Origin of the sequence: Paenibacillus sanguinis 2301083 = DSM 16941 (assembly GCF_000374825.1) — a bacterium.
Taxonomy (GTDB): Bacteria; Bacillota; Bacilli; order Paenibacillales; family Paenibacillaceae; genus Fontibacillus; species Fontibacillus sanguinis.
This window is the reverse complement of record NZ_KB895377.1, coordinates 391,417-417,248: the sequence shown is the minus strand read 5'-3', so window position 1 is coordinate 417,248 and position 25,832 is coordinate 391,417. Positions and strand designations below refer to the sequence as shown.

The window sequence follows — 25,832 nt, the reverse complement described above, 5'->3', positions numbered from 1 at the left end:
TGCGGCTGGCTGAAACCGTTAGTCTTTCCTGCGTCATCCGCGCATAGCATGTACTACACGCTGCTTAACACCAGCTTTGGAACTTATGATTTAAGAAGGTGAAATGTGAATGTTAAATCTACGGTACTTTACAAAAAGCCCGCTCTCCACAATGGTAACTGGGCTCTTGGCTATACTAGTCGTCATCTGCGTGGTGTATTCTCCGGGTGAAGCCTTTCAGGCCTCCGGAGTTGGATTAACCATCTGGTGGCGAATCGTTTTCCCTGCGTTACTGCCGTTTGTTGTACTCTCCCAAATCCTGCTGGCGCGCGGCTTCGCCCATGGACTGGGAACCTTGCTTGATCCCTTTACCCGGCGGCTGCTAGGCTTGCCCGGCTATACGGGCTGGGTGCTTGCCCTCGGAATGACTGCCGGCTTCCCGGCAGCCGCCGATGCTGCGGCGGCCCTGTACAAGCAAGGGCGAGTGTCCTCACAGGAAGCAGAACGCATCGCGGCGGTCAGTCACTTTTGCAGTCCGATGCTGCTCGTCATCGTTATTGGAGCAGGCTTTGTCGGCCGCCCCGAATTCGGTCTGCTGCTGCTGGCGGTACATTGGGCTGCCGGACTGCTTGCCGGCATTACGCTGCATCAGCTGTGGCCTGAACGCCCGGAATTGGCGACATCTGGATCAGAAGCAAAACGCTTGGAGAGCAGCAAACCTTCTCCAAGTCAGCAGCGCAGCTCACTCTTCCGTCTTGCCCTGCGGCGCATGGAACAGGCCCGCCAAGAAGATGGACGCACCTTCGGCAAGCTGCTGGGAGACTCGGTCGCTTCTGGAGTACAGACTCTGATGGTCATTGGAGGCTATATGCTGATATTTGCGGTAATTCTCCATGTCCTTCTTCTGGCTTTGCCAAGCCAGCCTGTTTTCATTTCACTTCTGAAAAGCACCCTGGAAGTTCATCTGGGTACCTTCGCTCTCTCCGAGCTGTCTCCTGCACCTATAGCTCCTGCTTTATCTGCCGCCTTGCTTGGCGTAGTGCTCGGCTGGAGTGGATTATGCGCCTATCTGCAGGTCCGAGCCATTTTAAGTCCAGCCGGCATTAACGAACGCACCTTTTTGTTTAGCCGTTTGCTGCACGGAATTTATGCCTATGTACTTACTCTACTGCTATGGAAGCCATTTATCCACTGGATGCCCGGAATTGTGCCCGCATTTAGCGGCAACCGTTCTTTAACCCTGGATAGGAATGCCCTGGCCTCCTGGCGGCCTGACTGGCAACTGGCGTTCGGGGTGATGAAATGGCAGCTTTTCATGCTTGTCCTGCTCATTCTCGGCTTTGCCGTAATCGCCAACCTATGGCGGCGGCCTAACCAACGTTAGTACAATTAGTTTGTATCGTCATCCGGCTGGCTTGCAAATTTCTCCTGCAACGCGAGCTCAACCTCTGCGGGTACTAAATCGCTCACATCTCCGTGGAAGCTGGCAATTTCCTTAACTACACTGGAGCTTAGATAGGAATATTTCGGATTTGTCATCATGAAGATCGTCTCTACATTGCTATTCAATTTATGATTAAGCGATGCCAATTGAAGTTCGTATTCAAAATCCGTCACAGAGCGAATGCCTCGCACGATGACATCTCCCTGCTTGTATTCCATATAGTTGACCAGCAAATCACGGAAGCTATCTACCTCAACATTCGGTAAATTGGCAGTCGCCTGGCTTAGCAGCTCTTTACGTTCCTCTACAGTAAACAAGGGCTTTTTGCTCAAATTATTCAGCACAGCTACCACCAAGATATCGAATTGCCGCGAAGCTCGCTGAATGATGTCCATATGTCCCTTTGTCACCGGATCAAAGCTCCCAGGATATACCGCGACTCGCAGCTTTGTTTGTTCGCTCATGTTGCTTGTCCTCCTTGCTCGTCATCTTGAACTGGGTGGTCTTCCGAGGCGTATGCATAGATGGATACTGTCGTCTCACCGTACTCCGCCTTGCGCGTCTGTACAAAGGGCCCAAAGCTAGCCGGGTACACATAATCAGACTCATACTCCAGCACCACCGTTGCCTGCGGAGACAACAGCTTCAGCTCGTCCATCAGCATCATTAAGGCATCCCCATGCTTCAGGCGATAAGGAGGATCCAGAAAGACAAGATCAAATAAAACCCCACGTTTGGCAAGAGCCTTTAGCGCCCGTTCGGCATCGTTCTTATACACCTCCGCCTGCCCACCCAGACCGGTCACTTGCAAGTTATGACGAACCGTCTCCAAGCTTTTGGCATCTTTATCAATAAACACTGCTTTGTCCATGCCTCGGCTCAGCGCTTCAATACCCAGTCCACCCGTTCCGGCAAACAAGTCCAGCGCTGCTCCTCCATCAAAGTAAGGGCCAATCATACTAAAAATCGCTTCTTTGACCTTGTCGGTCGTGGGCCTTGTCCCCATACCTGGGACCGCCTTCAGCGTTCTGCCTCGGGCACTGCCCGAAATCACTCTCATTGCTCTACTCACACACCTTTATTTACCTCAAATTCCTGTCGATATCGTACCACAATCCGCCACGGAATGAAAAACGAAAAACATCATACCCGAATTTTTGGGGACATGAGGTATAAAATGCAAACACCGGGACAAACTTGGAGTATCGACATCACCAAATGTCGTAGACAACCGCGGAGAAGACTTACGTTTCCCCATAAGCTCTTCGTCCGGTTTCTCCTCTCCCATGATGGGCGTCCCGTAAGGGATGCCCGGACAAAAGCCCATGTATCAAGGTTTCATACATGGGCTTTTGTCCTTTTTTTATCTTCTGATGACCAAATCCACTAATCTTTCGCAACAGGCTACTCATCATTCTTCACTTTTCCATAAAAAAACCGCTCATGAGAGCGACTAGCAATTACTCATATTTCATCTACATTGAAGGTAGAACCTTTGAAAGATATTCATCCCAATACGCCTCATCCCCCACTAAGCTGTGAAGCCAATTGAACATCATCAATATTTCTAATTTTTGCATTACCGATTCAACGCTGGTCGTCGGGGCGGACATCGCAAAGAAGATTCACGTAGCACGTGCGATGGATTTTCATGGTATTGAACTGGGCAAGGATTGCGTGTTCCACAACGACCAGGGAGGGCTGACGAAACTAGCGACATGGATGAAGGAGCTGGGGCAAGCCAACAGTAAGACAGACATCCACTGTGCGATCAAAACCATCTATCCACAGTTTTGGATGCAAATCGATCCTAGGCTCTGTTCCCGCCTACGTTCTAACAGAAAATCAGTCTATGGGCTACATTCTCCATCAGTACTCCTCAAGTTGTCAATGTTGAAAATTAAGCGAGAAAACAGGTGAACAATAAACTTTATAGTGGGAGATTCACAATGGCCAAGCTTAATTTAGAAAATCGAAAGAAGTGGACTGCAGAACAACAGTACATTGTAGATGTGATAGAGGCTTACTCCCCAGTAACTTTAGAACAAACGATTATTCATATGTATGGCAGTTGAAGGGAGTGTGACAATCGTAGCGAAGCGGATTAATGAAGAAGGTCACAGGATTGGAGAGCAAAAGTATATCAGCAATGATATTACAGAGGTTCTAATGCAGAAGCCTTCTGATGAGCTTCAGGAAATCGCAAAAAAGCAATTTTTGAGAAATAAGAAGGATGCCAGTTATCTTACCTAGCCCTATCTTTTATTACTATGATCGCTTTTAAGCTGAATTTCATGTAAAAGTAATCAATTTAATTACTTACATTTAGAACCCAAATAACAAGATCATAAGAGTAAAAAGAAAATCCGATGCTACCGGCACCGGATCGATTTACTTAATTCTTTTCAGTTCAGCTTCTTGCTGAATAGAGCGTGTGGAGAGCAGTTCAATAATTCTGTGCTGGTTATCCAGGACTTCTTCCATCCTAACTACTCGCTCATTCGTATCTAAAACGGCTTTTTTAATTAAATGCTGGTCTTCTTCAATACGACTGAAACGCTGATCCATTGATTTAAGATGCTGATTTACTTCCTGGAACTGTTCGTCATTCCGATCCAAGCGTTCATTAACTGTCTTTAATTCTTCACGTACAACTGATTGCAATAAATGCTTTAAGTCGTTATCCATAATAACGCTCCTTCAGACTTTATATGGATATTGTATCAAAAGCGTTTCTTAATTTCTACTCAGTTTCCAATAGCAAAGGAGGTATTATTCATGGCCAGCATGCAAAAGCGTGGAGAAATCTTTTGGTTCTTTGTAATTAATGTCGGGTACCGCCCTGATGGTACGAGAGATCGGCGAACCCATATTACGGACTATATGGACAAACTCGCTGAAACGGTTGGAGAATCATCACAGGTGTACAATTTCCGAATTCTCAGAAGTATATTCTCCAAGGCTCTGGCCTGGAAGGTATTAAACACTGGGCGATCGTTGGCGAGCATTCCATCAAAAAAATCCTAAACTTAATCCGCAAAAACATACAAAAATGGCCTATCATCCACATTACCAAAACCCTTATAAATCAAGGGTTTTCTGATTACTCAGCACTCTCCAAACATCCAATTTTGACATCTCCCTGATGGGCGTCCCGTAAGGGATGCCCGCTTTTTTTATTGTTACAGCATCACAAACCCCTATGAATTAGAGGAATTAACACTGATACAGCGAAATGATAAACAGTATAGCACAAGCTGTTTCTATAAGTTGGGTACCCATTTATAACCAAATTTTCAATATTGAGTAAATATAATCCTCAATATATCGGTGGCTAAGAAAAACAAACTCCATGTGAATTTTTTTGTTCACAGCCAATAGAAGACCCACCGTGTCTTTCATGCCATTAGCGGCTTGAAAGTCAACTATTGGTGGGCAATCTTGCACTCTCGTTATACACTTTTACAAACATCGGTGCATTCGGTCGAACATCACACTTCCAAATACACGATGGTTAAATTTGCGGTTGACGGAAGATCGGCCAGAAAAATTGCACTCCCAGTACTATTGTTAATGGTAATGGTGGCTGGTACTGTAGTGATCGGTATAAAATCAGAACCGAACAATTGCGTCGTAACGAACGGCGAAGAAACAGTAGAGTGAGGGACTCCATTAACATTCATAGTCAAAGCCGCAAAGGGGGATATGCTGGCGCCCTCTAAAGCTGCCCACCAACTGACATAATAGTTTCCTGCCTCTGTGAGGGTAATCTCCCCTGTCACACTGTTAAATACAACTGCACTGCCCTGGGAGCTGATTAAGGTATTAAACGGAATCGCATCGCCATCCTGCAGTGTTTCTACGGTTGATGCAATGAATTGAACTTGTGTGCCAGATAAGACCGATGGAGCACCCGCAGGGCCGGTAGGACCAGTGGCACCTGTTGCGCCGGTTGCACCCGTTGCACCTGGGGCTCCTCCTGTTGGTCCTGTAGGTCCTGTCGGACCCGTTGGCCCAATGGAGATTGGCGTGGACAAGACGCTATCTAATTTGTTTTGCAATACCCACTCATTATTAGTTACTGCCCGAAGCGTATCACGAACACTTTCATTTATTGTAAGCAAGTCGGAAATTGTCGGCGCCAGCCCAGTAACTCCAGGCAACGTGCCCAACACATACTGCAGCTTCTCACCCTCTGCATTAATGATATGACTGAGCCCCATCTCTTCCAATGCAATAGAAGACAAGAGTAGCGTATTAGCATCATCTCTGGCTATAGAAATAGTTGGGGTAATATTGGGAATGTTAGATTGTGACATCTGCAAGCTCCTTTCTTCAGACATAAGTATATTGTCCTATTATATATATATGTCAGATAGCAAGAGGATTCCTGTGTTATTACACCAGATCACAGGATAGCGCTGCGGATTGCAAGATTAATAAAACTAAAACGAATTTTGTGCTAAACCCTTTATATTTCTGTTTATCGGAGACAGCAGATAATGCTCGGGATCATCCCCCTATATATTGCCCAATTATTCCAAAGGCAACGGAAAAATCGCCACAGGTTTTGAACATCAAGTGGATCTTTTATACCCATGGATGCCTGCCTGTATAAAGCCATAAAAAAGGAGCCTGTATATTCGGCTCCGTATTATTCTATACAGTATTTAATTTACGAAAAGACAGGATGCTTACTTAATTCTCTTCAGTTCAGCTTCTTGCTGGATGGAGCGTGTAGAAAGCAGTTCAATAATTCTATGCTGATTCTCTAGGACAGATTCCATTCGCATTACACGTTCATTGGTATCTAGAACAGCGCGTTTGATTAGGTGTTGATCTTCCTTAATATCTTTGATGTCTTCTTTTACCTCTTGTATGTCCTGCTTCATTACCTGCTGTTCTGACTTAATCTCTTGCATGTCCTGCTTCATTACTTGCTGCTCTGCCTTAATCTCTTGCATGTCCTGCTTCATTACTTGCTGCTCTGCCTTAATCTCTTGCATGTCCTGCTTCATTACTTGCTGTTCTGACTTAATCTCTTGCATGTCCTGCTTCATTACCTGCTGCTCTGACTTAATCTCTTGCATGTCCTGCTTCATTACCTGCTGCTCTGACTTAATCTCTTGCATGTCCTGCTTCATTACCTGCTGCTCTGACTTAATCTCTTGCATGTCCTGCTTCATTACTTGCTGTTCTGCTCTAAGCTCATGTAATTGCTCGTTGACGGGTTTAAGTTCCTCACGAATAACGGAATGCAACAGTTCCTTTAACTCATTATTCATAATACCGCTCCCTAATTCACTTATATGAGGCCATTTTAGCACACATCTTTATATCATTCTACTTGATTCTCTTTAGTTTTCAGAGGGATTGTCAATGCTCTATTGCCTGCCAAAAAAGGGACCCGCGCAATCAGCAAAATTGTACCTGCTGACTGCGCGGCCCCCGTTAGTTTGTTTGTAATTCAGCATGAATTGCCTCTGCCTAACCAGCTCTTCTCAATTCCAGTTCAGCCAAAATCTCATGATGCGGTTTCTCCCACTTGTACATGAATACGAGAATAAGTATGGAAAGAACGCATAACAAGATCGGAAGCCAAATGAAGCTGATTTCAATCATACGAAGTGCAGAGGCGCTTTGAGTCTGGTTAGCAACATACCCCCCGGCGGCGAGTAGCCAAGCCGGAATGGCACCCCCCAGGCCGGAGCCTAGCTTGATGGCGATACCCGAAGCCGTAGAAGCCAGCAATCCTTGAGCGCGTACCCCGGATTTCCACTCCCCATAATCTACAGTATCTGCAATGAGAGCGAACAGCAAACCGACAGGCAAGCCTAGGCCAATGGCCCCAATCACCGTTCCCGCCAGTACGATCGCGGTACTTTGCCCACTTAGGTAGATGATAACCTGACCAACAATACAAACAGCCATGCCCAAAATCATCAGAGTTTTCTTACTATACCTTTTGGATAAAATAGGGACAAAGACAATGCCTATCAAGGTTAGCGAGCCTAGCGTATTTACCGTAGTGACAATATCGGGTTTATTCAGATTATACGTAATATAATAGATACCCGAGGACAACTTAATCACATACAGGATAAAGAAGACAACACCCACCAACACTCCCGCGATCCAAGGGGTATTGCCCTTGATCGCCTTGATGCTCTCTCTAACAGGTAGAGATTTCCCACCCAATTTATCCTGAACACGTTCCCTGGTATTCCGGAAGGTAATCAGAAACATAATCAGCCCAACGATACCAAACAAAATCATCGTATGGAAGAAGCCCTTCTGCTGATCGCCTTGACCGAAGAAGGCCACCAGCGGCAGCAGTGTCAGGTTCACCAGCAAGCCGCCAAATTGTCCGCCAAACATCCGGAAGCTGTTAGCCACCGTTCGCTCTTGAATATCACTTGACAAACTCGGCAGCAAAGTCGTTAGCGGATTGTTCACTGCCGTATACAATATATTAGAGGCAATATAGAAGATGTAAGCATACGCCAGCTTTCCCGAAGCGCTTAGCTCGGGTCCCATAAACAGCAGCGTCGTTACGATGGCAAAGGGAAAGCAGGACCATAATATCCATGGTCGCGATTTGCCCCACTTTGTATGTGTCTTATCAATCAGAATGCCAAAAATGGGGCTATCGATCATGTCCACAAGGCGTGCTACCAGCAGAAGCGTACCTACAGCCGCAGCGCCAATGCCGTATACATCGGTAAAATAGTAGGTCAGATATGTCGTAACCACTGCATAAATCAGATTTGAGGCCGTATCTCCCAGACCGTAGCTCACTTTTTCCAGCAAGGATAATTTTTGACTTGATTCTTCTCTTCTTGTCATAATGCATCCTCCTGATGGGAACAATTTGTCTAAATCTTATAAACGGATGCTGCCCTGCATCAAATCCTTCTGGTCACTGCTGTTGCCTACGAACACCTCATATTCCATATGCTCCAGCTCCCATCCGCCAGCAGCAGGGTTGTACCATTTAATTTTTTCGATTGGGCAGGTGATTTCTACGGTTTCTAGTTGGCCAGGAGCCAGCGTAATCCGTTTAAAGCCGCGCAGGACTTTTACCGGGCGATCCACTCTGGAGTTGCTAAAGCCAATATAAAGCTGCACCGTCTCGTCTCCTGTAACCTCACCCGTGTTTTTAACCTGACAAGTGGCGATAATCTGATCCTTTTCCACTTTGAACTGAGCATCCGATATGGCAAACCGGGTGTACGACAAGCCAAAGCCGTACGGCAGCGAAGGTTTGATTCCTTCCTTCTCCAGCTTGGTATATCCGTGATAATAGTCGTATTTGATCTGACTTGCATCCCAATCCACTTGTGGCAGATGCCCTTCGCTTGTTGGTACAACAAATGGCAGCTTGCCGCCCGGGTTAACTTCACCGAACAAGGTTTTGGCAATAGCGGTGCCACCCTCCATCCCGGGATAATAGGCCATCAGAATGGCGGACACCGAATGCTTCCAGTCTTCGATCATGATCATATTCCCGCCGATCAGCACAACAACCGATTGCCGATTGACCGGTCCGACGGCGTTAATCAGGTCAATATCCTTGGCATGCAGGCCCAGACTCTGACGGTCTCCGCCCGCGTTCAGGTCGGCATCCTCATTTGTTACGGATTCACCTTCATCATCATGGTCGTACCCGGCTACGAACACAACAGCATCCACCGAGCTTGCCAACTGCTTGGCGCGTTCTACATCCTCACCGTTATCGAAGACAACCTCCGCATCCGGAAGCAAGCGTTGGATGCCCTCCAGCGGTGTAACAATATAAGGGGGAAATACCCGACTGGAGCCATGATCGCCGATATTGCCCTTCTCTCCAAGCGCTCCAATCACAGCGATTCGCTTCATTCCTGTCTTTGAGAATGGCAACACATTGCCTTCGTTCTGCATTAAGGTCATAGACTTCTCTGCCGCCTCCAGGGCCAAAGCAATATGCTCCTGATTCGCGATCAGGTCCTTGTTGTACGTATCGTTATCCGCCTCAGCGAAGGCCAGCAGGGTCCGTACAATGCGCAGCGCCGCCTGATTGATTTTCTCTTCGCTGACTTGACCGTTCTTAACCGCATCCACCAGCTTATCTCCGAAAAATTTGGTATGACACATCTCCACATCCATTCCACCGTTGGCTGCTTCCACCGTGTCCTTGATCCCCCAGGCAAAGTCGCTGACTACAAAGCCATCAAAATCCCATTCTTCTTTGAGTACCTGATTTAGCAAGTAGTCGCTATGACCGCAATGAACCCCATGATACAGGTTGTATGCACTCATCACACTGGCTGCTCCAGCATCCAGACAGTCCTTGAAATGTGGAAGAAATACCTCGCGTTCCGTTCGCTTATCCGCCAGCACACTGACCTTGAAGCGCGCCCATTCCATACTGTTAAAGGCAAAATGCTTTACGCAAGCGATTACATTTTCTTGCTGAACGCCTTTAACCAGGGCAGCCCCCATCGCACCAAGATGAAATGATTCCTCACCATATACCTCCTGGCTTCTGCCCCAACCCGGATTATACGGCAGGTTGACGCATACCCCGCCAAAGAAGTTGCCGCCCTGGGCGCGAACCTCTTGACCAATAGCTCGCCCTATGCGCTCCTCCAGTTCCGGGTCGAAGGCTGCTCCCCTAGCCATCGAGACCGGAAAGCAAGTGCTGTTGCCCGATACCACTCCGCGAGGTCCGTCAACAAACTTCAATTCCGGTACGGCAAGCCGCTCATTGCCGCCCGCAGGATACGGTCTCCAGTTATAATGTCTAACCTTGAAATCCTCCAGCATTTCCTCCATGGATACCCTTCCGCTCATCAGATACACTTTCTCTTCCAGGGTCATCTGGTCTACAATTTCCTGTGCCTTGGTTGTGTACGACAAGCGAGTTTGCTTATTGACCTTCATCTATTTCGTCCTCCTACACCATAGTTTCAGGATATTCATAAAACCGGTTACATTTTGGGCTTGGATGGCTTTATCAATATCGTTAAGCTAAGTTTAGTCCACATTCCCCCCCGTTTCCTTCCTCTTTCTTGGGCACTCCACCAGTAAAGTAAGCGCATTCTTATTTTATGAATGCGCTTCAATATAAAAAAGCCAAGAACTCTCCCCCATGTATACCGGGAAAATCTTGGCTCCACTATAAAACTTTCTCGCTAATTGTATAGCTTGTTCAGGATCAGGCACTCTACCCCATGCACCGGCACAAGCAGATCATGCTCAAAGTTCCCTTTCACCGTAACCTGTCTTAATTGCAGCGAGGGTCTGGAGATGCTCTTGAGATGTTCCGTTTCTTCATGATTCAAATCCACATATTCTCCCATCCGAATCCACTCATCGTAAGCCGATCCGTGCTGCCGGTTCAGACTGTATTGCTTGCATTTATAGGTACCATATATATCTTGCAGATGAATATGGAACAAGAGGTCCTCCGATTCCTCGAAGATATCATACGGTGGCAGCCCCGTTTCCTCCCCTTTGACAAACAACTGGTTCAAATAGGTATGGTTATAGACAATAATCTGAATATTCTCGCCTTGTCTCGTCATCATATAATTTTTGCCCTTGGCAAATACAGTGCCTCCCAGCTTGGACAAGAACACAAAGGCATAGTAGGCCGATTTCTTAATGCCTTCCGTAGTCATCAGCCCAGTTCCTCCGTAAAAGGGGGTATTCTTAATGTCCCATTCATAGAGGATGTCAGAAGCAGACAGAAAGCCGATGGCCTTGGCATGAGCTGCCGATTCATCCAGCATATTATCTATAATAAACGTCGCCATAAAAGCCGTGTCATGCAGAATATGGGTCACATCCCAGCTCAAATTCCACCTGGTTACAATAAACTCAATCTTATTGGGACAACGCGATTCAAGCATATCCCACATCCGTTTTAATACCCGCTTGGTGTGATGCTTCGTCTCGTATTGGAACGGAATAGACTGGATATCCACCGGCCCCGTGACGGGTTGCTGCTGCCAGTGGTCAAAATGAATGCGATTATGATAAACATTGCAGCTATAGAAATCAACGGGGACACTCTGATTCAGGCAGAACTCCAGCAGCTTTTCCGAGGGCTGTTCCTTTGTATGAAAATTTTCTGCCGCTGGTCCTACCTTAAGAGAAGGCGATATCCCCTTAATTAGCAAGGCTGTTTGCTTATACAGCTCGAAATATTGCTCCAGTGTGCCACTCCAATGAATATCTTGCACAGGGAACTCGGTCCATATCTGAAAGTACCAGGTCGATACGGCTTCCAGACCGTAACGGTTAATGCAATTGGTGATAAAGGACTGAACGAGAGCCAGCCATTCATGCATCTCCTTCGGCGGGGAGGTATTGCCTTGATAGTTGAAGAAGCTTGTCCCTTTACTAGCCAGTAATGGGGGCATGTAGCTCAGGCAAATAAACGGCTTTAACTCAATATCCCGCAAATAATCCAGGATATTATTAATAAACTTCCAGTTGAATTTAAAGCCGTCCCTGTCCTTTTGCAGCACATCCATCTCTTGATTGAAGATTCCTTCAAAGCGCATATACTCAATGGGAATATCCTCTTGTATTTCTTGGATTTGATCTCGAATATTCTGATTCAACAAGGTATTTGCGGAACCGATGTTCATCATTTTGTTCCACACCTGCTCCAGTTCGTATCCGTCAGCTCGAACACTCTCGATTAGATGGATCTTCCGTGTATGATCCTCCAGCATGTCCAGTTCAATTGGCATGGAGGCGTAACGACGGATGCGCTCTTCAGGCAAAGCAGCTATCAAGGAGAACGCAGACTGCGGCATTTCTTGATAGCTTCTTCGCAGCTGCAGGGGTGTACAGGCATATTTTGATTTAATGGCCTTGTAGTAGCTCTTCTCATCACTGAACCCTGAGGCTAACGCTATATTCAGAATGGACGCCTCCTGATGCAGCAGCAAATACAGAGAATATCGTATACGAACCTCATCCAAATATGTCTTAAAAGTGATACCTGCATGCCTTCTGAAAATATCAGAGAGATAGGATGAATTGTAATGCTCTTGTTCGGCAATTTGATTCAGAGTCATCTTACTCTTGAAGTTCAGCTCTACAAGACTGAGAATATGCTGAACGATGGGATGATCCCGCCGAGCTTCCCGATTAGTAGATTCCTCTGGCGGGCGGGGCTTGCCGAAGCGAAGCAGCAAATAGCGGGACAGCCGAAGGACATCGCCAAGCGGCTCGTCAGTTTCAGCTGTATTGTCTATAAGCAGCCATCTGCTCATAAAAGTACGGACAATATCGTAGGCATTTTGATGATCAGGACTATTTTTAAATGATTTTAGATCATAAATCAGGTCATAAAAGTTGGGGTGATGCTCATACAGGAACAGGCTATCGATATGCAATTGGATAAACCGGACATCCTGCGATTGCGAGATAAGGCGATGGGATTCCAGGTGGTTGATTAACAACAAATCATTTGGCTGGAGATCATAGTCTTGCGAGCCTAGCGTTACTTTCAATCTCCCTGACATCAGCCAGAGAAGCTCCAGGCCGGCATGTTGATGAAATGCCTCGGAACAGAAATCATTGGTCGTAAAATAATAGGGACATCCCGGTTGATAGGGAATATGAGCAACTGTGTGCTTCAAATCACCACCTCCACAGTTATTCATTATAACCAACCGGGTAACTTTAAAATAGTACACTTAGCGGTTGAACAACCCGCGTCGGTGCATAATTGTGATCAAACGATAGAAATCGACGCTGCCTTGCTCGGGATTGTTAAGCAGCGGTTCGTTTCGGCTATAGCTTACTGCCGCAGCCACAGCCTCCTTGGCCCATTCGGGAATACCGGGCTGCGTGAATTTCTCCAACTCGGCAATCCGCTTGGCCTGCGAAGTAACCGTCTGACGGAGCGCTTCAAATTGCTTTTTCTCCTCCGGGGTCATCGGATCATCTCCTTTCGGCGGGTCATAACGGGTAAGCTGATAATCACTCATTAAACGTATCAGCTTGCCTGCGTATAGCGGGTCTGTAGCGTATCCAGCGGCAGCCACGGCACGAGCCGCTTCAGGGCCGGATTTGTTAACTACTGCGGCATAACGCTTGGCCGACAATAGCGTGGTATGATCAGCCAAAGATTCTGTCCAATTGCGGTATTTGCGAAAGGCGGCATTCACCCGAACCGGCTGTCCATTCCGGTATTCGGTGGTGGGCAAGACGACGCTCCCCAAAGGTCCGCTCCCTTTCATACCAAATAAATTTTTGGCTTCCACTGCCAGCTTGCTGGTCCCCCAATTGGATTCCAGTATAGCCTGGGCCAGGATTAAGGACGCCGGAATCCCGCTTCGGGCCGCATTAGCTGTGGCCGCCGGAACAAGAGCCGCGACGAACTCATTTCTGTTCATAAGCGTCACCTCTTGTACAGCTTATGTACCTCAGTGGACAAAGGAATGGACCAATTTCCTGGCCGCTTGCCCCAATAGCGCATTCTCCCCACCACTCGCCTCCCTGTGGTATAATTAGTAAATCATGATGATCTGTTGGAGGAGTTTTATGAGCAAGTTCATGCTGTTTATTTTACTTTCCTGGCTTTTCGGAAATCCCTTGATTGCCATCCTGGTGCTGCTGCTAATCATCTATTTTATTGATCGGCGTTATGTGGGCCTTCTACCCAGTATCAGCAAGCCGTTCAAGCGCAGCCGCCGGATTTCTCAGCTTCGCCAGCTGTTGGCCGCAAGCCCTTTTGATGTTTCTTCCAAGCGTGAGCTTGCCCGCTTGCTAATCGAACGCAAGAAATTTGAAGAAGCTCATGCACTGCTTCTGGAAGCTCGTGATGCTTCCGAGAGCTCCGCAGAATTCTGGGACGACCTTGGAACGGCAGCGCTGGGACTTGGCCGCATCGAAGAAGGGGAGCAGCATATTTTGCAGGCCCTTACCCTGAATGAGCGGGTCAAATACGGTCAGCCTTATCTTCGTCTCGCTTCTGCTTTGCGTGAGAAGGACCCTCAGAAGGCGCTGCATTACGCTGCCAAATTTGGTGAAATTCAATCCTCCTCCAGCGAAGCATATTATTTGCTTGGGAGCCTGTATCAGTCTCTTGGAAGCAAGGAGGAAGCTCGCAAGGCTTACACCGAATCCATTGCCATCTATCGTTCGTTGCCGAAATACAAGAAACGCCAGGAACGTAAATGGTCATGGCTCAGTACAATGAAACGTAATACGTTAGGGTAATGAATCTAGCCAACACAAAAAACGCCGTGTTCTCTTAGCCATTCAGGGCTAAGAGAACACAGCGTTTTTTTGTGAATTCAAAATCTATTCATCTTCCGGCTCGTCTACCTGGTAGACGCAGCGGAACCGTTCCAAGGTGCTGTTCGACTCGCGGAAGCCGGTAATCTCAAAGCCAATATTCCGGAAGAAGTCAGTGCCTTCCTCATCGGTAACAGCAACTACGCTTGTTGGCTCTTCCTGCGTTAATGACAGCAGCACCAGGGCACGACCGTACCCTTTATAGCGATTGGCAGGATGAACTGCGAGGTGAAGAATTTCCAGTTCCCTTTTATCTTTCGTAACACGGTAGCCAACCAGGCCCGCGATTTGCCCTTCTGCTTCATAGCCATAGAGCTTGCAATCTTCCTCGGAACGGTACATCTCGATGACGTTCTCCACGGAGCGATCGTCGACAACAGCGTATTCTAACAGCTCTTGAATGGAAGGCTCGTCCAGGTTTGATTTGATTGATTTAAACATGATTGCTCTCCTTGATATCCGTCCTTCCATCTTCATATCCAACGACCACAGTATGGGCGATGCCCACAAATAATCCGTGCTCGACGACCCCGGTCGTTGCCTTTAATTCCTCACTAAGCCGACCCGGATCACTGATTTGGCCAAAGGACGCATCCGCAATATAATTACCATTATCGGTGACGTACAGCCCTCCATCACGTCGCCGCATCTCGAAGGGAACCCCGTAACGGGCCTTTAACCCCTTTAATGTCCATTCATAACAGAAAGGAACCAGCTCGACAGGCAGCTTGAATGCTCCTAAATGCGGCACCACCTTACTGCTGTCGGCAATGACGATAAAGCGGCCACTGGCCTTGGCCACCAGCTTCTCGCGCAGCAAGGCACCTCCGCCGCCTTTAATCAAGGCCATTTGCGGATCGACCTCATCGGCGCCGTCAATCGCAAGGTCCAGTCGGTCCACCTCTGCCGCCTGAATGATAGGAATATGATATTTAAGGGCTAATTCCTCTGAAGCATTAGAAGTGGCAATAGCCCGGATCTGCAATCCCTCTGCCACCCGTTGTCCAATTCTCTCAATTGCATAATAAGCTGTTGAACCCGTTCCGAGTCCAACGGTCATACCATCCTTGACCCATTCCGCTGCACGGTAACCCGCCGCTTGCTTGGCATTCATTGTCTACCCCTCCAACGCTGATAAAAATTGTAATACACGCACTTATAATTCACGTCCATCATACCAAAAAAGCCCGGACAATAGAACAGCGGGAGCCTCAGATCTCTGAGGCCACCCGCTGTCATTATGGATGTATACATGACATGCATGCATCGTTCTACCCCTGCCGCAACGGAGAAGTTACCTTCGCATGTGGCTTCCGCTTCTTGGAGTCCTTTGAATCCCCCGGATGACCCTCTCCCTGCTCCGGCTTAACCATAAGCAGCAGCAAAATGACGGCCACCAGCGATACACCGGCTACCACAAAAAACATGGTCATATGCCCCGCCTTCATCAGCAAGGACATAATTGGCGGACCGGCCGATACTCCGATAAATCGCATGCTGCTGTAAATGGAAGTGATTGTTCCCCTCATTTCCTGATCAATGCCTTCGGTAATGAGCGCATCGGAGCTCGGCAACACGATACCGATTCCAGCCCCACACACAATCAGACAAGCGATCACAAAATAAATATTGCTGAAGAAACCGATTCCAAATAACGCCCCTGTAGAAAGCACCAGGCCAGCTACCCCGGACCACTTCATCAAACCCTTGTTTTTGCCAATTTTCTTCCCGGTGATATAAGAAGCCAAGCATAGTGCAGCGAGGGGAATCGCCAGCACCAGACCTTTAATCACGCCAACCAGTCCATGCTTGGTCTCCAGCTGCTCTGACAAGTAAAATAACACGCCAAAGAGCAGGAACATCGATATGCAGCCTATAGCGAAGATCGCGTATAACCAACGTCCCTTTTGCCGAAATACCCTTTTGATCGCCTCCATAAACTCGCCAAAAGGCTTGGCTTGCTTTCGCTCCTTCGGCTCCTTGACCAAAGTCAGTACCAGCACCAGAGAAAACAGACAAAGTATGGGGATGGCCAATAATGGAACGTACCAAATCCAAGCGCCAAGCAATGCTCCCAGAATCGGGCTAAGCACCTTGCCAAACGTATTAGACGTCTCGATAATCCCCAGGTTATGGCTCACATCTTCCTCATTATCGAACAGATCCCCTACCATGGGAATGACGATGGGAAATGCTCCTGCTGCTCCAATCCCTTGAATAAAACGCCCCCCCAGTATAACCCAATACAGCGTCGTACCATCTGTGAACCAGTCCGCAGAGCCAGACACGGCGCCACCAACACCGGCAATGATCAAGCTGGGTACAATAATCGCTTTACGGCCAAATTTATCCGACAAATATCCAGCTATCGGGATTAACAGAATTGCCACAACCGCATAAACGGTAATCAACATACTGACTTGAAATGAAGAAATGTGAAGCTCTCTGGCGATTTGTGGCAGGATCGGAATAAGCATGGAATTGCCCAGCGTCATAATTAGCGGAATCGACGCGAGAGCAATGATATCGCCCTTTTTGCTGACCATGAAGCCTTCAGGCCACCCTTCTATAGTACGTTAGGAACAGACCTGGTTAGTGTAGTACATTCTGATGAAATATATTCTTAAGAACGGAGCGTATAGGTGCTTGCAGACACCTCGCGGATGAACCGGCTTGGCTCTCCCAGCGAATAAATGCGCAGCAGATGCATAGCCCGGGTACATGCCGTGTAGAACAGCTTGCGCTCCGCTTCACGCGTATATTTCTGCTCAGATCCGTCATAGATGAGCACTGCGTCGAACTCTACACCCTTTGCTAAATAGGCAGGTATAATATGCACGCCTTTCTCAAAAGACAAGGTTGTTTTTTTAATCAGCTTCACCGTTATTTCGCTTTGCAGCCGCTCGTGAACTTTCTCGCTCTCCTCTGCCGTCTTGCAAATAACCGCAATGGATTCAAATCCGTCCGAACGAAGCTGTCCTATCCTCTTAATCATGGAGGCATGAAGTTCCTCCACTCCAGCTACAAGATGAACCTCCGGCTTCTCACCCTCCCGGTTAAACGGAATAATGGCTTGCCCTCCGGGAATCATCTCCCTTGTAAACTCAACGATCTGCCGGGTGGAGCGGTAGCTTTGCTCCAGAGTAATCAGATCGCTGTCTTCCGTACCATAGAGATCACTAAGTACAGAGGATTGCTGAAGCACCGAAGCATGAGCGTAGATCGCCTGGTTTAAATCGCCCAACGCTGTCATTTTGGCCCGCGGGAATAAACGCTTCAGGAAGAACAACTGAAACGGCGAATAGTCCTGGGCTTCATCTATAATGACGTGCCGGATATCGGTGTTGGAGCGAAAGCCGAGCAACAGCTCCTTTAAGTAAAGATATGGCGTAATATCCTCGTAAAACAACTCGCCTAGTCCGATCTTCTCCAGCGTCTGCCCCCCAATCTCCTCCCAACGCTCCGGGAGAGGGCCTGAACTTACCAGACGGAACATGTCATGTTCGGTGAATAGCTGTGTATACAAGCGGGTCACATCTACAAATCGCAGTGACTTCACCCATTTACGCAATGGCTTCAGGCGGTCGCTGACCACCATTTTGGCCAGAATTGTCTTCTCATCTTCATAATCGCTGAATGAAGGGCTTCTCCCTTGATGCTTGCGACGCATCCGGCGGTATGCCTGTTGATACTCCTCGGTGTCCAGCAATTGAATCTGCTCTTCCACCCAGGGCTGGTCCAGCTCCGATTTGCCGAAGGCAGCCAGCTTCTTGAGCAGCCATTCCTTCAATAACTCACAACGGTTAGCCAGGCGAATTGCCGGATCAAAGGCGTAAAATTCGCGAGCAATTTCCTCTGTACCAACGATTTGTTTGCCTTGGAAACGAAGTGGCTTAAAGCACATCCCCTGCTGCTCCAGCAGCTTTTTATAGCTAGTTATCGTCTCCAAGAAAGATACGGAGGATTTATAACGAATACCGGCAACCCGGGACAAATAGGTCTCGTCCTCAGGAGCGGATAATACATATTCGATTTGTACAAATGGGTCTTCAAGCTGAAATTCGCGCCCCAGCCGATGCTCCAGATACTCCTGGAATGTCGTCTGCCGCATATTTTCCTCGCCTAATTCCGGAAGGACTGTGGATACATAACTGTTAAACATCGGGTTAGGCGAGAACAGGATCATTTGATCCGCCCTCAGTACCTCGCGATGCTTATATAGCAAATAAGCAACCCGTTGCAGTGCTGCCGAGGTTTTCCCGCTGCCAGCCGCCCCTTGCACGATAAGCATCCGGCTGTGGTCATTACGAATAATCTTGTTCTGCTCACGCTGAATGGTAGCCACTATGCTTTTCATTTGCGCATCCGAGCTACGTCCAAGCACCTGCTGCAACATCTCGTCTCCGATCGTCACCCCGGTATCGAACATCAGCTTGATTTTCCGTCCCTGAATGACGAATTGGCGCTTAAGCGACATCGTCCCGGAGATGGTCCCGGAAGGCGTTTCGTAGGATGCGGGGCCAGGGACGCTGTCATAATACAGATTAGAGATTGGGGCACGCCAGTCGTAGACCAGAAACTGTTCATCCCCTTCTTCAAGCAGGGAGGCGATGCCCAGATAAATCACTTCCGCCGGCGCTCCCTCTTCTGCAAAATCAATGCGGGCAAAATAAGGCGATTGTTTCAATCGTTTCATCTTCCCCAAAGCGATGGAAGCGTGCTGGTGACTCTTCTCCCGCTCCGAGAGCACTTGGGACTGCTGCCTCAGGCTGGTGGAGGTTTCTCCAACATCATCGGCCTCGCTGAAATTTACAGTTACCTCGTCCCAGAAGTCCTTCCGCATAGACACGACATCCCCGCGAACACTGCCCACTTCCCGCTCCAGCCTTTTGATACGGGCATCGATTTGATCTGCAACCTCCTCGACGCGGCGTTGTTCCTCCTGCCAGGCTTGATCTGTATTGTCCAACTGAATCGCTCCCTTGAATGACATCTCTAATACTCTACCCATTACACAAATTAAGATAACGCAATTCATGATTCAAATTTTATGAAATATTAAGCATTCTTTCAGATATCCTGCCCTCTTTTGGTCAAGACTGAGGAAGGCAAGGACCAAATTATTTTAAACGAAGAGGTGGAAAAAGTCTATGTTCAAACGAGAAACAGCGGCCCTCCACGGCAAGCTTGCCCTGTCTTTGCTATTGACCGTAAGCCTTGGGCTTGCTGCAGGTGCCGACCAGGCCCAAGCAGACACAGCCTTTCAAGAATGCGCTGGGGCGGCTCCGAAGGAAAGTCACAAACCGGAGCGTCCTCCCCATATCCACGGTGGACATATCTTTAAAGATACCGCCGAATGGCTTAACATGGAGCCTAAAGCGCTGATTGAGCCATTAAGACAGGGCAAAACGCTGATGCAGATTGTGAAAGAGAAGAAGGGCTGGAGCGAAGAAGAATATTTGCAGCGGCTAATGGAAGCCGCTAACCGCAATATCGACGGAGCCGTTGCCGAAGGCAAGCTGGATCAGGTCAAAGCGGCTCAAATCAAGTCCACTTTGCCTGAAAAGCTTAAGAGAATCATTCATCGCAATTGGCAGGATCGCTTTAACGCCCCTAGAGCAGAGCAGCCGCAAAACAACAAAATCAATTGGGGACATATGTCCCATTAGGCCAGAGCCTTGAAGCAAAAAACGGCGAAGCAAGGAATTCTTGCTTCGCCGTTACGTTATTTTGTTACTCCCCTTCGGACGGGGCTGTCTTCTTGGGAGAGATAAGAGGCTTGCCTCCCATCACCGGAACCTCGACGATGTCCAGCAGGAAGATGAAGATAGGCACACCCACAATCAGCCCCCAGACCCCAAGGAAATGCTCCGAAACGAGTAAAATCAGGAACGTATAGAAAATAGGCAGATGCGTTTTGTTAGACATAAACTTGGGATTCAGGAAATACGTTTCCACAGCATGAACGACGGCAATCATGATCAGAACGTACACAATTTTAATTAAGCCGCCAATCTTGAAGGCAATCGCACATAAAGGAATTAACGAAATGACAACCCCCATGACCGGAATCAGCCCGAGCAGGAAAATCATTATCGCCAGGGCCACCAGATTGGGGAACCCGAAAATCCACAAAAAGAGGGTCGATAATGTGGCATTCACCAAGGCGATCAGGAACTGCACTTCCATGACCTTACCAAAGGATTGAACGAATTTGCGTCCGAAATACTCAAGTTCCTTAAAGAGTCCACCTACCCGGCTCTCTCTAAACTTCGCCGTAAAGTTAGTTACCTTTTCCTTCTCCAGCATGAAGAACAAGCTAAGTACAATCGCAATAAAGAGATTCAAGCTCCACTCACCGATATCGGTCAAGGTATTAAGAGCAAAGGTAAACCCGTTCTGAATATAGGCGGACAAGTCGATATCCTGCATATATTCTACCAAATAATTCATTACCGGATTGTCGGGAAGCACCGGAGGGTTGGAGTAAAAGGAAATGACCTGATTGAACAGGTCCGTAATCTCTGTCAACAAGATAGGCATGTATTTATAAATGGTGAGCCCCAGAAGCGTAATAATAATCGCATAGATGCACAAGATGGAGATCGTCCTGTTAATTCGCACAACCTTATCTACTTTGCGGCTGATAAAGTTGTGGAACCGATTGATGAGATACGTCAAAATGAATGTAATCAGCAGCATGTTCAACATGCTTCGAGCAAAGTACAAGACCAGCACGACAAACAGCAGAGCCAAAACCCTGCGAAAACCCGCCATTTGAAAAAGCTCCCTAAAAAACGTCATGATTCCCAACCTGCTCCTTCGTCTTTCTCATCTAAATGCCTCTTTCGTTAATCTTAAGCGAGCCCATGTCACATTGCAATAAAAATAGGTAAAAGGTGGATTCATGGAACCATAACAACAAGGACTCCGTAGAGCAAACCATTGCTCTAACGGAGTCTTTCTTATGGTTTTACAGTAGTACAGGCTTGACACAAACTGGCTTGGATACCTGGGCTGTTTGGCCAGTAAATTGCAGTGCACCGCTCTCTGGTTCCACGCTGAAGACAGCCAATACATTGTCATCCCGGTTCGCAGCAATCAGGTATTGTCCGTCCGGTGTAAGGGCAAAATGCCGCGGATGACCACCTTGACTGGAGACATGCTTCTTCAGCTCCAGCTTGCCGCTTGCTGAATCAATGGCAAACTGCACAATACTGTCATGTCCCCGATTGGAGCCGTATAGATAGCGGCCGTCCTGCGAGATCGCAATCTCCGCCGTAGTGTTCTCGCCTTGATAATCCGCAGGCAAAGTCGGAACTGTATCGATTAAAGTCAGCTTCCCTTGCTCGCCATTATAGCTAAACACACTGATTGAGGAATTCACCTCATTGATGGAGTATAGCCAGGCTCCATTCGGATGGAAAGCCAGATGACGTGGTCCGGCCCCCGGAGGGGTAGCCGCCTCGCTATGAAATACCAGTTGGCGTTCCTCTGATTTCAGGGCATATACTACAATCTTGTCCAGCCCCAAATCGGCAACCAGTGCATAGCGATTATCCGGACTGAACGTAACCGAATGCGGATGAGGGCGATCCTGACGCTCCGGATCTGCTCCTTGCCCCGTGTGCTGTTGTTCATCCGTCAAGTTTCCTATCGTGCCATCCGCCTCGATGGCAACCAAGCCTACGTTCCCGCCATGATAGCCGGATACCGCAGCAAACCTCATACTCCCATCAAGCTGAATATGAGAAGATGATGGGCGAATGGTCACCGAACGATTCAATTCCCGCAGCTTCCCGGCATCTCCATTCCAGGTAAGTGCAGCAATCTCCCCTGTGCGTTCTCCCTCAATTGATACTTCACCGATCGCATATACCTTGCCCTGCTCAGGAGCTACTGCCAGAAAAGTCGGGTTCTTCAAGCCACTGGCCTGATCAAGAAGCTTCAGACTGCCATCGGCGGGGTTCATCTCATATACATAAACGCCTGGGTCTGTCGTCTCCGCATATGACCCTACAAATAATAATAATCTTTGATTTGATGATGCTGACATGATTTCTTCTCCTCCATCTTAACGAATTCAAAACCTTTCTTTATTTTTTCGTATATCGCCCAAAAAGTCCAGTTTAAATAAAATTTTAGATTTCCAGTAGTTACCTACCCAAATCTTCTTGTATATGATATACTGTAAGCGCTTCCGAAAACATCTTCTGAAGGGGGTTTTGGAATGATGAACGTCGGACTGAAAGAAAGGGATGTCTATGCGGACCTCAATCCACATGAGACATATTTCTTCAAGATTGGAGCTCACGGACTGGTTTGCTTCCATGGACGGTATTACAGCATTAAACAAAGACTATCCGCCGAACAGACCTCGAAGCTGATCTCGGACCCTGCCTTTTATCGCATCAGTGCCAACTGCTACGTAAATCTTTCCCAAGTGTCAGAGATTCGTGATAATGCGGTGCTGTTCCGGGATGAACGTCATGGCATTAAGACCATTCATGTACCCAGACGAAGTCTGGAGCAGATGAAGCGGCTCATGCCTTCGCAAGCAGCCAAGGTCACTACAGGTATTAACTGACAGTGGCTCCGAACAAAGTAAAAAGCAGCCCGATGCATGCCATTCCAGATGGCTGCCGGCTGCTTTTTTCATTTGCACCTGCTCCCAAGCAGGATACCCTGCAATTATTTGACGTAGAGGCGGGAGCGCTCTTCCCAAATCTCGCCGGGCTGCAAGCTGAACAGACCAATTTCCTCGGCTGGCAGTGTGCTTTTTGGAGCATTGACCAAATTGAGCTGTGGCTCAGGACAGAAGAAGCCTTCCTTGGCTCCATTGTTCCAAATCATCCACTGTTTATAGGAGGTGCCTACGTCGTATACCAGGGTTACGCCGGCCTTGGTATCCGTCAATTCCATACGATTTCTGCCATTTTGCGGCGCCGCTGTATAATGATTGTCCATAGAATCGAAGAACGGATAAACGCCTTCGCCTTGCATCTGGTATTCTTCTGCGGTCAATGGCTGGAAGGCACCCGTAGGCAGCATTCGATCGCTTAGCTCCCAGCGTTGCCCAAGCGTCAGCTTGACGCGATAGTCCTTCGCATTACCACCGGGAACAAACGGCGCGTTCACCGCGGTATGAAAGGCAATCAGACAAGGCATCTCGTTTTCCCCTTCGTTGCGCACGAACAGCTGCTGGGCAAGCCCATCATCGCTAAGCGTATATTTCAGCTTTACTGTAAAGGAGAACGGCAAATATTTATACACCTTATGCTGTGGGTTGACCGTTACTTTCACGGTTACATAGCTTTCGTATGGAGTCTGTCCAAAATCCTCCACTTCCCATGGCGTAGTATGCAAAAATCCATGCAAGTGATTTTGCGTGGAAGCTTCATTTACCGGAAACTGATATACCTCGCCCCTCCATGGGAACAAACCATCTTCATAACGGTTAGGCGGGAACAAGACAGGAATGCCGTGAATGCCGGGATTGCTCTTGAAGGCATCCATCTCCTGTTCCTCTGGCTCACGCAAAAAACGGTAACCGCTTTCGACATCGCGAAAAGCAATCAAATTACCGCCGATTTCCGGTAGCATGATGGCCTCATAACGGCCGGCTTTAAGCCAGATTGCCTTTTCCCCTTGATAAGCTCCTTCGTATGCTTTTCTTTCTGTCATGGAACTAACCTCTCCCTTCATGCTTAGCTGCTCAACTTGTAATATACCTTAAAGCATTGCCAGAAGTCACCCCTGTCCATCACATATCCTCCTACGAATTACGCAATATTCGGCGGCCTAACGTGATTGTCAGCAGCAGCATACTGATGCCAACGATCAACTGCATTCCGAAGACCTGAGTCCATACCGGCCAAGGCTTAATCCAGACTAACACCTGTCCTCCGAGCAACGGACCAAAGAAGGCAGCAACGCCGGTTACCGCTGCGTACATCGCCATATACATCGGCCGCTCGGACTTTGGTGTATCCCCGATGATAAAGTTGAAGGCCAACTGGTTAAAGCCACCCACCCCCACGCCAAATATGGCATGAGCAACAAACAATACCGGCAGCTGCGGAAGGAAGGACAACCCTCCCCAGCAGAGAATCGAGAGTCCAATCAAAGGCAGCGTCCAGAACAGCAAACGACGATTACTAAAGCGAGCGTTCAAATTACCCCAGATATAAAAGCTTGCCATCATAAACACGGTTTGCGTGACATTGAGCAGTGAAATCGTCTGATAATTAATATGAAGCAATTCGAGCATAACATAGGAATACAGCGGCACGACCATATTTTGCAGAAACAGAAATCCGGCCAGAAACAAGGTCGCCTTCATAAACAGGCTGTCATTTAGCGGTTTGCGCAGCATAGGGAGGAACTTGCTCTCGGCAGAACGCTCGAATTTCACATCGGGATAAAACATAAAGATGACGATATTGGCTATGGCAGCTATCCAGATAATGATATACAGGTACAGGAAACCCCGGGACTGGGGAAAATGATCCAGCATCATGCCGCCTGCAAACATCACCACAGTGTTGAGCGCGTTCAACAGCGTATTGCGAATACCGAAATACCTGCCTCTTACCCGTGCAGGCACGATATCTCCAATCAGAGAGTTCCATAACATCGCCCCTACCGTATTGAACATGAACGAAACAATATACAAGCCGATAAATGCGGCCACCCAATACCGCTCCGGAAATAGAAACGGAACAAGTCCTGTGGAGGACCAAAGGATCCGGTTAAAGGCAATCGCCAGCACCAGTGCCCACTTACGACTTGCCAATCGTTGAATCAGAAAGGCCACAGCAATCTGAGCGATATTGACAAAGGTCGTAATGGCCAGCACAAACCCGATTTGAGCAGAACTCGCTCCCAGATATAGCAGATAGCCCGTCAGAAATTGACCGCCCAGCAGGGTTTGGAAAATGGTGGAGGGCGCACCCTCCCAGGTTGCAATCATCAGATTCCGGCGTTGCCGGGAGGTCTTGCGTCCCATTAACGTCTTGATTTTCACGCTGCTCCGCATGATGTCGAAACTCCTTTTGTTATTGACCGAATAGTAATACCAACTTTTCTGCATACTTCAAATGAATGA

General features: G+C 48.0%; 23 protein-coding genes and 1 pseudogene. 7 read left to right on the top strand and 17 right to left on the bottom strand.

The genetic code is table 11. The features are described from left to right. Nucleotides 1-109: 109 nt before the first annotated feature. A complete protein-coding gene (locus C557_RS0105435) occupies nucleotides 110-1,363 on the top strand; it encodes a nucleoside recognition domain-containing protein (protein ID WP_018750824.1) in 1,254 nt (417 codons plus the stop codon). A gap of 5 nt (nucleotides 1,364-1,368) precedes the next feature. Here C557_RS0105435 and coaD read toward each other — a convergent pair whose 3' ends face one another. Both coaD and rsmD read right to left on the bottom strand, forming a co-directional pair. Continuing rightward, a complete protein-coding gene (coaD, locus tag C557_RS0105430) occupies nucleotides 1,369-1,887 on the bottom strand; it encodes a pantetheine-phosphate adenylyltransferase (protein ID WP_018750823.1) in 519 nt (172 codons plus the stop codon). Then, the gene (rsmD, locus tag C557_RS0105425; protein ID WP_018750822.1) at nucleotides 1,884-2,483 is read right to left on the bottom strand and encodes a 16S rRNA (guanine(966)-N(2))-methyltransferase RsmD; all 600 of its coding nucleotides are present in this window, start codon (nucleotides 2,481-2,483) and stop codon (nucleotides 1,884-1,886) included. Before rsmD ends, coaD begins: the two co-directional genes overlap by 4 nt. 488 nt (nucleotides 2,484-2,971) lie before the next feature. Here rsmD and C557_RS25760 point away from each other — a divergent pair. Continuing rightward, nucleotides 2,972-3,184: pseudogene (locus tag C557_RS25760) on the top strand (hypothetical protein); the annotation flags it as partial. Nucleotides 3,185-3,372: 188 nt separating this feature from the next. Then, nucleotides 3,373-3,498 carry a hypothetical protein gene (locus C557_RS25550; RefSeq protein ID WP_018750820.1) on the top strand — a complete coding sequence of 42 codons (126 nt, stop codon included), beginning with the start codon at nucleotides 3,373-3,375 and terminating at the stop codon, nucleotides 3,496-3,498. Between the two features lie 316 nt (nucleotides 3,499-3,814). Here the strand turns inward: C557_RS25550 and C557_RS0105405 are convergent, their stop codons facing one another. Then, on the bottom strand, nucleotides 3,815-4,111 hold the full coding sequence (locus C557_RS0105405; RefSeq protein WP_018750818.1) for a hypothetical protein: 297 nt from the start codon (nucleotides 4,109-4,111) through the stop codon (nucleotides 3,815-3,817). 90 nt (nucleotides 4,112-4,201) lie between these two features. Here C557_RS0105405 and C557_RS0105400 point away from each other — a divergent pair, with 90 nt between their 5' ends. After that, nucleotides 4,202-4,450 (top strand): hypothetical protein, encoded by a 249-nt coding sequence (locus tag C557_RS0105400; RefSeq protein WP_018750817.1) that lies wholly within the window; start codon nucleotides 4,202-4,204, stop codon nucleotides 4,448-4,450. 464 nt (nucleotides 4,451-4,914) lie between these two features. On the opposite strand, the gene C557_RS24840 is transcribed toward C557_RS0105400, so the two are convergent. From C557_RS24840 to C557_RS0105370, 6 genes are all read right to left on the bottom strand, one after another. After that, the gene (locus tag C557_RS24840) at nucleotides 4,915-5,742 is read right to left on the bottom strand and encodes an alpha-helical endospore appendage domain-containing protein (RefSeq protein WP_018750816.1); all 828 of its coding nucleotides are present in this window, start codon (nucleotides 5,740-5,742) and stop codon (nucleotides 4,915-4,917) included. Nucleotides 5,743-6,117: 375 nt separating this feature from the next. After that, on the bottom strand, nucleotides 6,118-6,708 hold the full coding sequence (locus C557_RS24675) for a hypothetical protein (protein ID WP_018750815.1): 591 nt from the start codon (nucleotides 6,706-6,708) through the stop codon (nucleotides 6,118-6,120). Nucleotides 6,709-6,910: 202 nt separating this feature from the next. Next, nucleotides 6,911-8,269 (bottom strand): glycoside-pentoside-hexuronide (GPH):cation symporter, encoded by a 1,359-nt coding sequence (locus C557_RS0105385; protein WP_018750814.1) that lies wholly within the window; start codon nucleotides 8,267-8,269, stop codon nucleotides 6,911-6,913. Between the two features lie 36 nt (nucleotides 8,270-8,305). Continuing rightward, nucleotides 8,306-10,345, bottom strand: coding sequence for a beta-glucosidase (locus C557_RS0105380; RefSeq protein WP_018750813.1), 2,040 nt, complete (start codon nucleotides 10,343-10,345; stop codon nucleotides 8,306-8,308). Between the two features lie 251 nt (nucleotides 10,346-10,596). Continuing rightward, nucleotides 10,597-13,062 (bottom strand): GH39 family glycosyl hydrolase, encoded by a 2,466-nt coding sequence (locus C557_RS0105375; protein WP_018750812.1) that lies wholly within the window; start codon nucleotides 13,060-13,062, stop codon nucleotides 10,597-10,599. Nucleotides 13,063-13,119: 57 nt separating this feature from the next. After that, the gene (locus C557_RS0105370; protein ID WP_018750811.1) at nucleotides 13,120-13,821 is read right to left on the bottom strand and encodes a glycoside hydrolase family 73 protein; all 702 of its coding nucleotides are present in this window, start codon (nucleotides 13,819-13,821) and stop codon (nucleotides 13,120-13,122) included. Between the two features lie 148 nt (nucleotides 13,822-13,969). Between C557_RS0105370 and C557_RS0105365 the strand changes: the two genes are divergently transcribed. Continuing rightward, the gene (locus tag C557_RS0105365) at nucleotides 13,970-14,647 is read left to right on the top strand and encodes a tetratricopeptide repeat protein (RefSeq protein WP_018750810.1); all 678 of its coding nucleotides are present in this window, start codon (nucleotides 13,970-13,972) and stop codon (nucleotides 14,645-14,647) included. 84 nt (nucleotides 14,648-14,731) lie between these two features. Here the strand turns inward: C557_RS0105365 and C557_RS0105360 are convergent, their stop codons facing one another. From C557_RS0105360 to helD, 4 genes are all read right to left on the bottom strand, one after another. Further along, the gene (locus C557_RS0105360; RefSeq protein WP_018750809.1) at nucleotides 14,732-15,166 is read right to left on the bottom strand and encodes a GNAT family N-acetyltransferase; all 435 of its coding nucleotides are present in this window, start codon (nucleotides 15,164-15,166) and stop codon (nucleotides 14,732-14,734) included. Beyond that, nucleotides 15,159-15,839, bottom strand: a complete 681-nt coding sequence (rpiA, locus tag C557_RS0105355) for a ribose-5-phosphate isomerase RpiA (protein WP_018750808.1) — start codon at nucleotides 15,837-15,839, stop codon at nucleotides 15,159-15,161. Before rpiA ends, C557_RS0105360 begins: the two co-directional genes overlap by 8 nt. A gap of 157 nt (nucleotides 15,840-15,996) precedes the next feature. Beyond that, complete coding sequence (locus tag C557_RS0105350) at nucleotides 15,997-17,271, bottom strand: bacillibactin exporter BcbE (RefSeq protein ID WP_018750807.1); 1,275 nt, start codon at nucleotides 17,269-17,271, stop codon at nucleotides 15,997-15,999. 77 nt (nucleotides 17,272-17,348) lie between these two features. Beyond that, complete coding sequence (gene helD, locus C557_RS0105345; protein ID WP_018750806.1) at nucleotides 17,349-19,718, bottom strand: RNA polymerase recycling motor HelD; 2,370 nt, start codon at nucleotides 19,716-19,718, stop codon at nucleotides 17,349-17,351. A gap of 157 nt (nucleotides 19,719-19,875) precedes the next feature. Here helD and C557_RS0105340 point away from each other — a divergent pair, with 157 nt between their 5' ends. Then, entirely contained in the window at nucleotides 19,876-20,394 is a 519-nt protein-coding gene (locus tag C557_RS0105340) for a hypothetical protein (protein WP_018750805.1), read from the top strand. Between the two features lie 64 nt (nucleotides 20,395-20,458). Here C557_RS0105340 and C557_RS0105335 read toward each other — a convergent pair whose 3' ends face one another. Both C557_RS0105335 and C557_RS0105330 read right to left on the bottom strand, forming a co-directional pair. Further along, nucleotides 20,459-21,529 carry an AI-2E family transporter gene (locus C557_RS0105335; RefSeq protein ID WP_018750804.1) on the bottom strand — a complete coding sequence of 357 codons (1,071 nt, stop codon included), beginning with the start codon at nucleotides 21,527-21,529 and terminating at the stop codon, nucleotides 20,459-20,461. A 169-nt stretch (nucleotides 21,530-21,698) separates the two neighbouring features. Then, nucleotides 21,699-22,781 carry a lactonase family protein gene (locus C557_RS0105330; protein ID WP_018750803.1) on the bottom strand — a complete coding sequence of 361 codons (1,083 nt, stop codon included), beginning with the start codon at nucleotides 22,779-22,781 and terminating at the stop codon, nucleotides 21,699-21,701. Nucleotides 22,782-22,955: 174 nt separating this feature from the next. Here C557_RS0105330 and C557_RS0105325 point away from each other — a divergent pair, with 174 nt between their 5' ends. Then, nucleotides 22,956-23,312 carry a LytTR family transcriptional regulator DNA-binding domain-containing protein gene (locus C557_RS0105325; RefSeq protein WP_018750802.1) on the top strand — a complete coding sequence of 119 codons (357 nt, stop codon included), beginning with the start codon at nucleotides 22,956-22,958 and terminating at the stop codon, nucleotides 23,310-23,312. A gap of 104 nt (nucleotides 23,313-23,416) precedes the next feature. On the opposite strand, the gene C557_RS0105320 is transcribed toward C557_RS0105325, so the two are convergent. Together C557_RS0105320 and C557_RS0105315 are read right to left on the bottom strand one after the other, a co-directional pair. After that, entirely contained in the window at nucleotides 23,417-24,409 is a 993-nt protein-coding gene (locus tag C557_RS0105320) for an aldose 1-epimerase (protein ID WP_018750801.1), read from the bottom strand. Nucleotides 24,410-24,500: 91 nt separating this feature from the next. Beyond that, nucleotides 24,501-25,763 carry an MFS transporter gene (locus tag C557_RS0105315; protein ID WP_018750800.1) on the bottom strand — a complete coding sequence of 421 codons (1,263 nt, stop codon included), beginning with the start codon at nucleotides 25,761-25,763 and terminating at the stop codon, nucleotides 24,501-24,503. Nucleotides 25,764-25,832: the final 69 nt, after the last annotated feature.

Bases quoted from the DNA above. Each gene is read 5' to 3' on its own strand.
- C557_RS0105370 (WP_018750811.1), bottom strand. From the start codon at position 13,821: ATGAACAGAAATGAGTTCGTCGCGGCTCTTGTTCCGGCGGCCACAGCT.
- C557_RS0105405 (WP_018750818.1), bottom strand. From the start codon at position 4,111: ATGGATAACGACTTAAAGCATTTATTGCAATCAGTTGTACGTGAAGAA.
- C557_RS0105350 (WP_018750807.1), bottom strand. From the start codon at position 17,271: ATGGTCAGCAAAAAGGGCGATATCATTGCTCTCGCGTCGATTCCGCTA.
- C557_RS0105315 (WP_018750800.1), bottom strand. From the start codon at position 25,763: ATGCGGAGCAGCGTGAAAATCAAGACGTTAATGGGACGCAAGACCTCC.
- rsmD (WP_018750822.1), bottom strand. From the start codon at position 2,483: ATGAGAGTGATTTCGGGCAGTGCCCGAGGCAGAACGCTGAAGGCGGTC.
- C557_RS24840 (WP_018750816.1), bottom strand. From the start codon at position 5,742: ATGTCACAATCTAACATTCCCAATATTACCCCAACTATTTCTATAGCC.
- rpiA (WP_018750808.1), bottom strand. From the start codon at position 15,839: ATGAATGCCAAGCAAGCGGCGGGTTACCGTGCAGCGGAATGGGTCAAG.
- C557_RS0105385 (WP_018750814.1), bottom strand. From the start codon at position 8,269: ATGACAAGAAGAGAAGAATCAAGTCAAAAATTATCCTTGCTGGAAAAA.
- C557_RS0105365 (WP_018750810.1), top strand. From the start codon at position 13,970: ATGAGCAAGTTCATGCTGTTTATTTTACTTTCCTGGCTTTTCGGAAAT.
- C557_RS25550 (WP_018750820.1), top strand. From the start codon at position 3,373: ATGGCCAAGCTTAATTTAGAAAATCGAAAGAAGTGGACTGCAGAACAA.
- coaD (WP_018750823.1), bottom strand. From the start codon at position 1,887: ATGAGCGAACAAACAAAGCTGCGAGTCGCGGTATATCCTGGGAGCTTT.
- C557_RS0105335 (WP_018750804.1), bottom strand. From the start codon at position 21,529: ATGACGTTTTTTAGGGAGCTTTTTCAAATGGCGGGTTTTCGCAGGGTT.
- C557_RS24675 (WP_018750815.1), bottom strand. From the start codon at position 6,708: ATGAATAATGAGTTAAAGGAACTGTTGCATTCCGTTATTCGTGAGGAA.
- C557_RS0105360 (WP_018750809.1), bottom strand. From the start codon at position 15,166: ATGTTTAAATCAATCAAATCAAACCTGGACGAGCCTTCCATTCAAGAG.
- C557_RS0105330 (WP_018750803.1), bottom strand. From the start codon at position 22,781: ATGTCAGCATCATCAAATCAAAGATTATTATTATTTGTAGGGTCATAT.
- helD (WP_018750806.1), bottom strand. From the start codon at position 19,718: ATGTCATTCAAGGGAGCGATTCAGTTGGACAATACAGATCAAGCCTGG.
- C557_RS0105435 (WP_018750824.1), top strand. From the start codon at position 110: ATGTTAAATCTACGGTACTTTACAAAAAGCCCGCTCTCCACAATGGTA.
- C557_RS0105320 (WP_018750801.1), bottom strand. From the start codon at position 24,409: ATGACAGAAAGAAAAGCATACGAAGGAGCTTATCAAGGGGAAAAGGCA.
- C557_RS0105380 (WP_018750813.1), bottom strand. From the start codon at position 10,345: ATGAAGGTCAATAAGCAAACTCGCTTGTCGTACACAACCAAGGCACAG.
- C557_RS0105400 (WP_018750817.1), top strand. From the start codon at position 4,202: ATGGCCAGCATGCAAAAGCGTGGAGAAATCTTTTGGTTCTTTGTAATT.
- C557_RS0105340 (WP_018750805.1), top strand. From the start codon at position 19,876: ATGTTCAAACGAGAAACAGCGGCCCTCCACGGCAAGCTTGCCCTGTCT.
- C557_RS0105325 (WP_018750802.1), top strand. From the start codon at position 22,956: ATGATGAACGTCGGACTGAAAGAAAGGGATGTCTATGCGGACCTCAAT.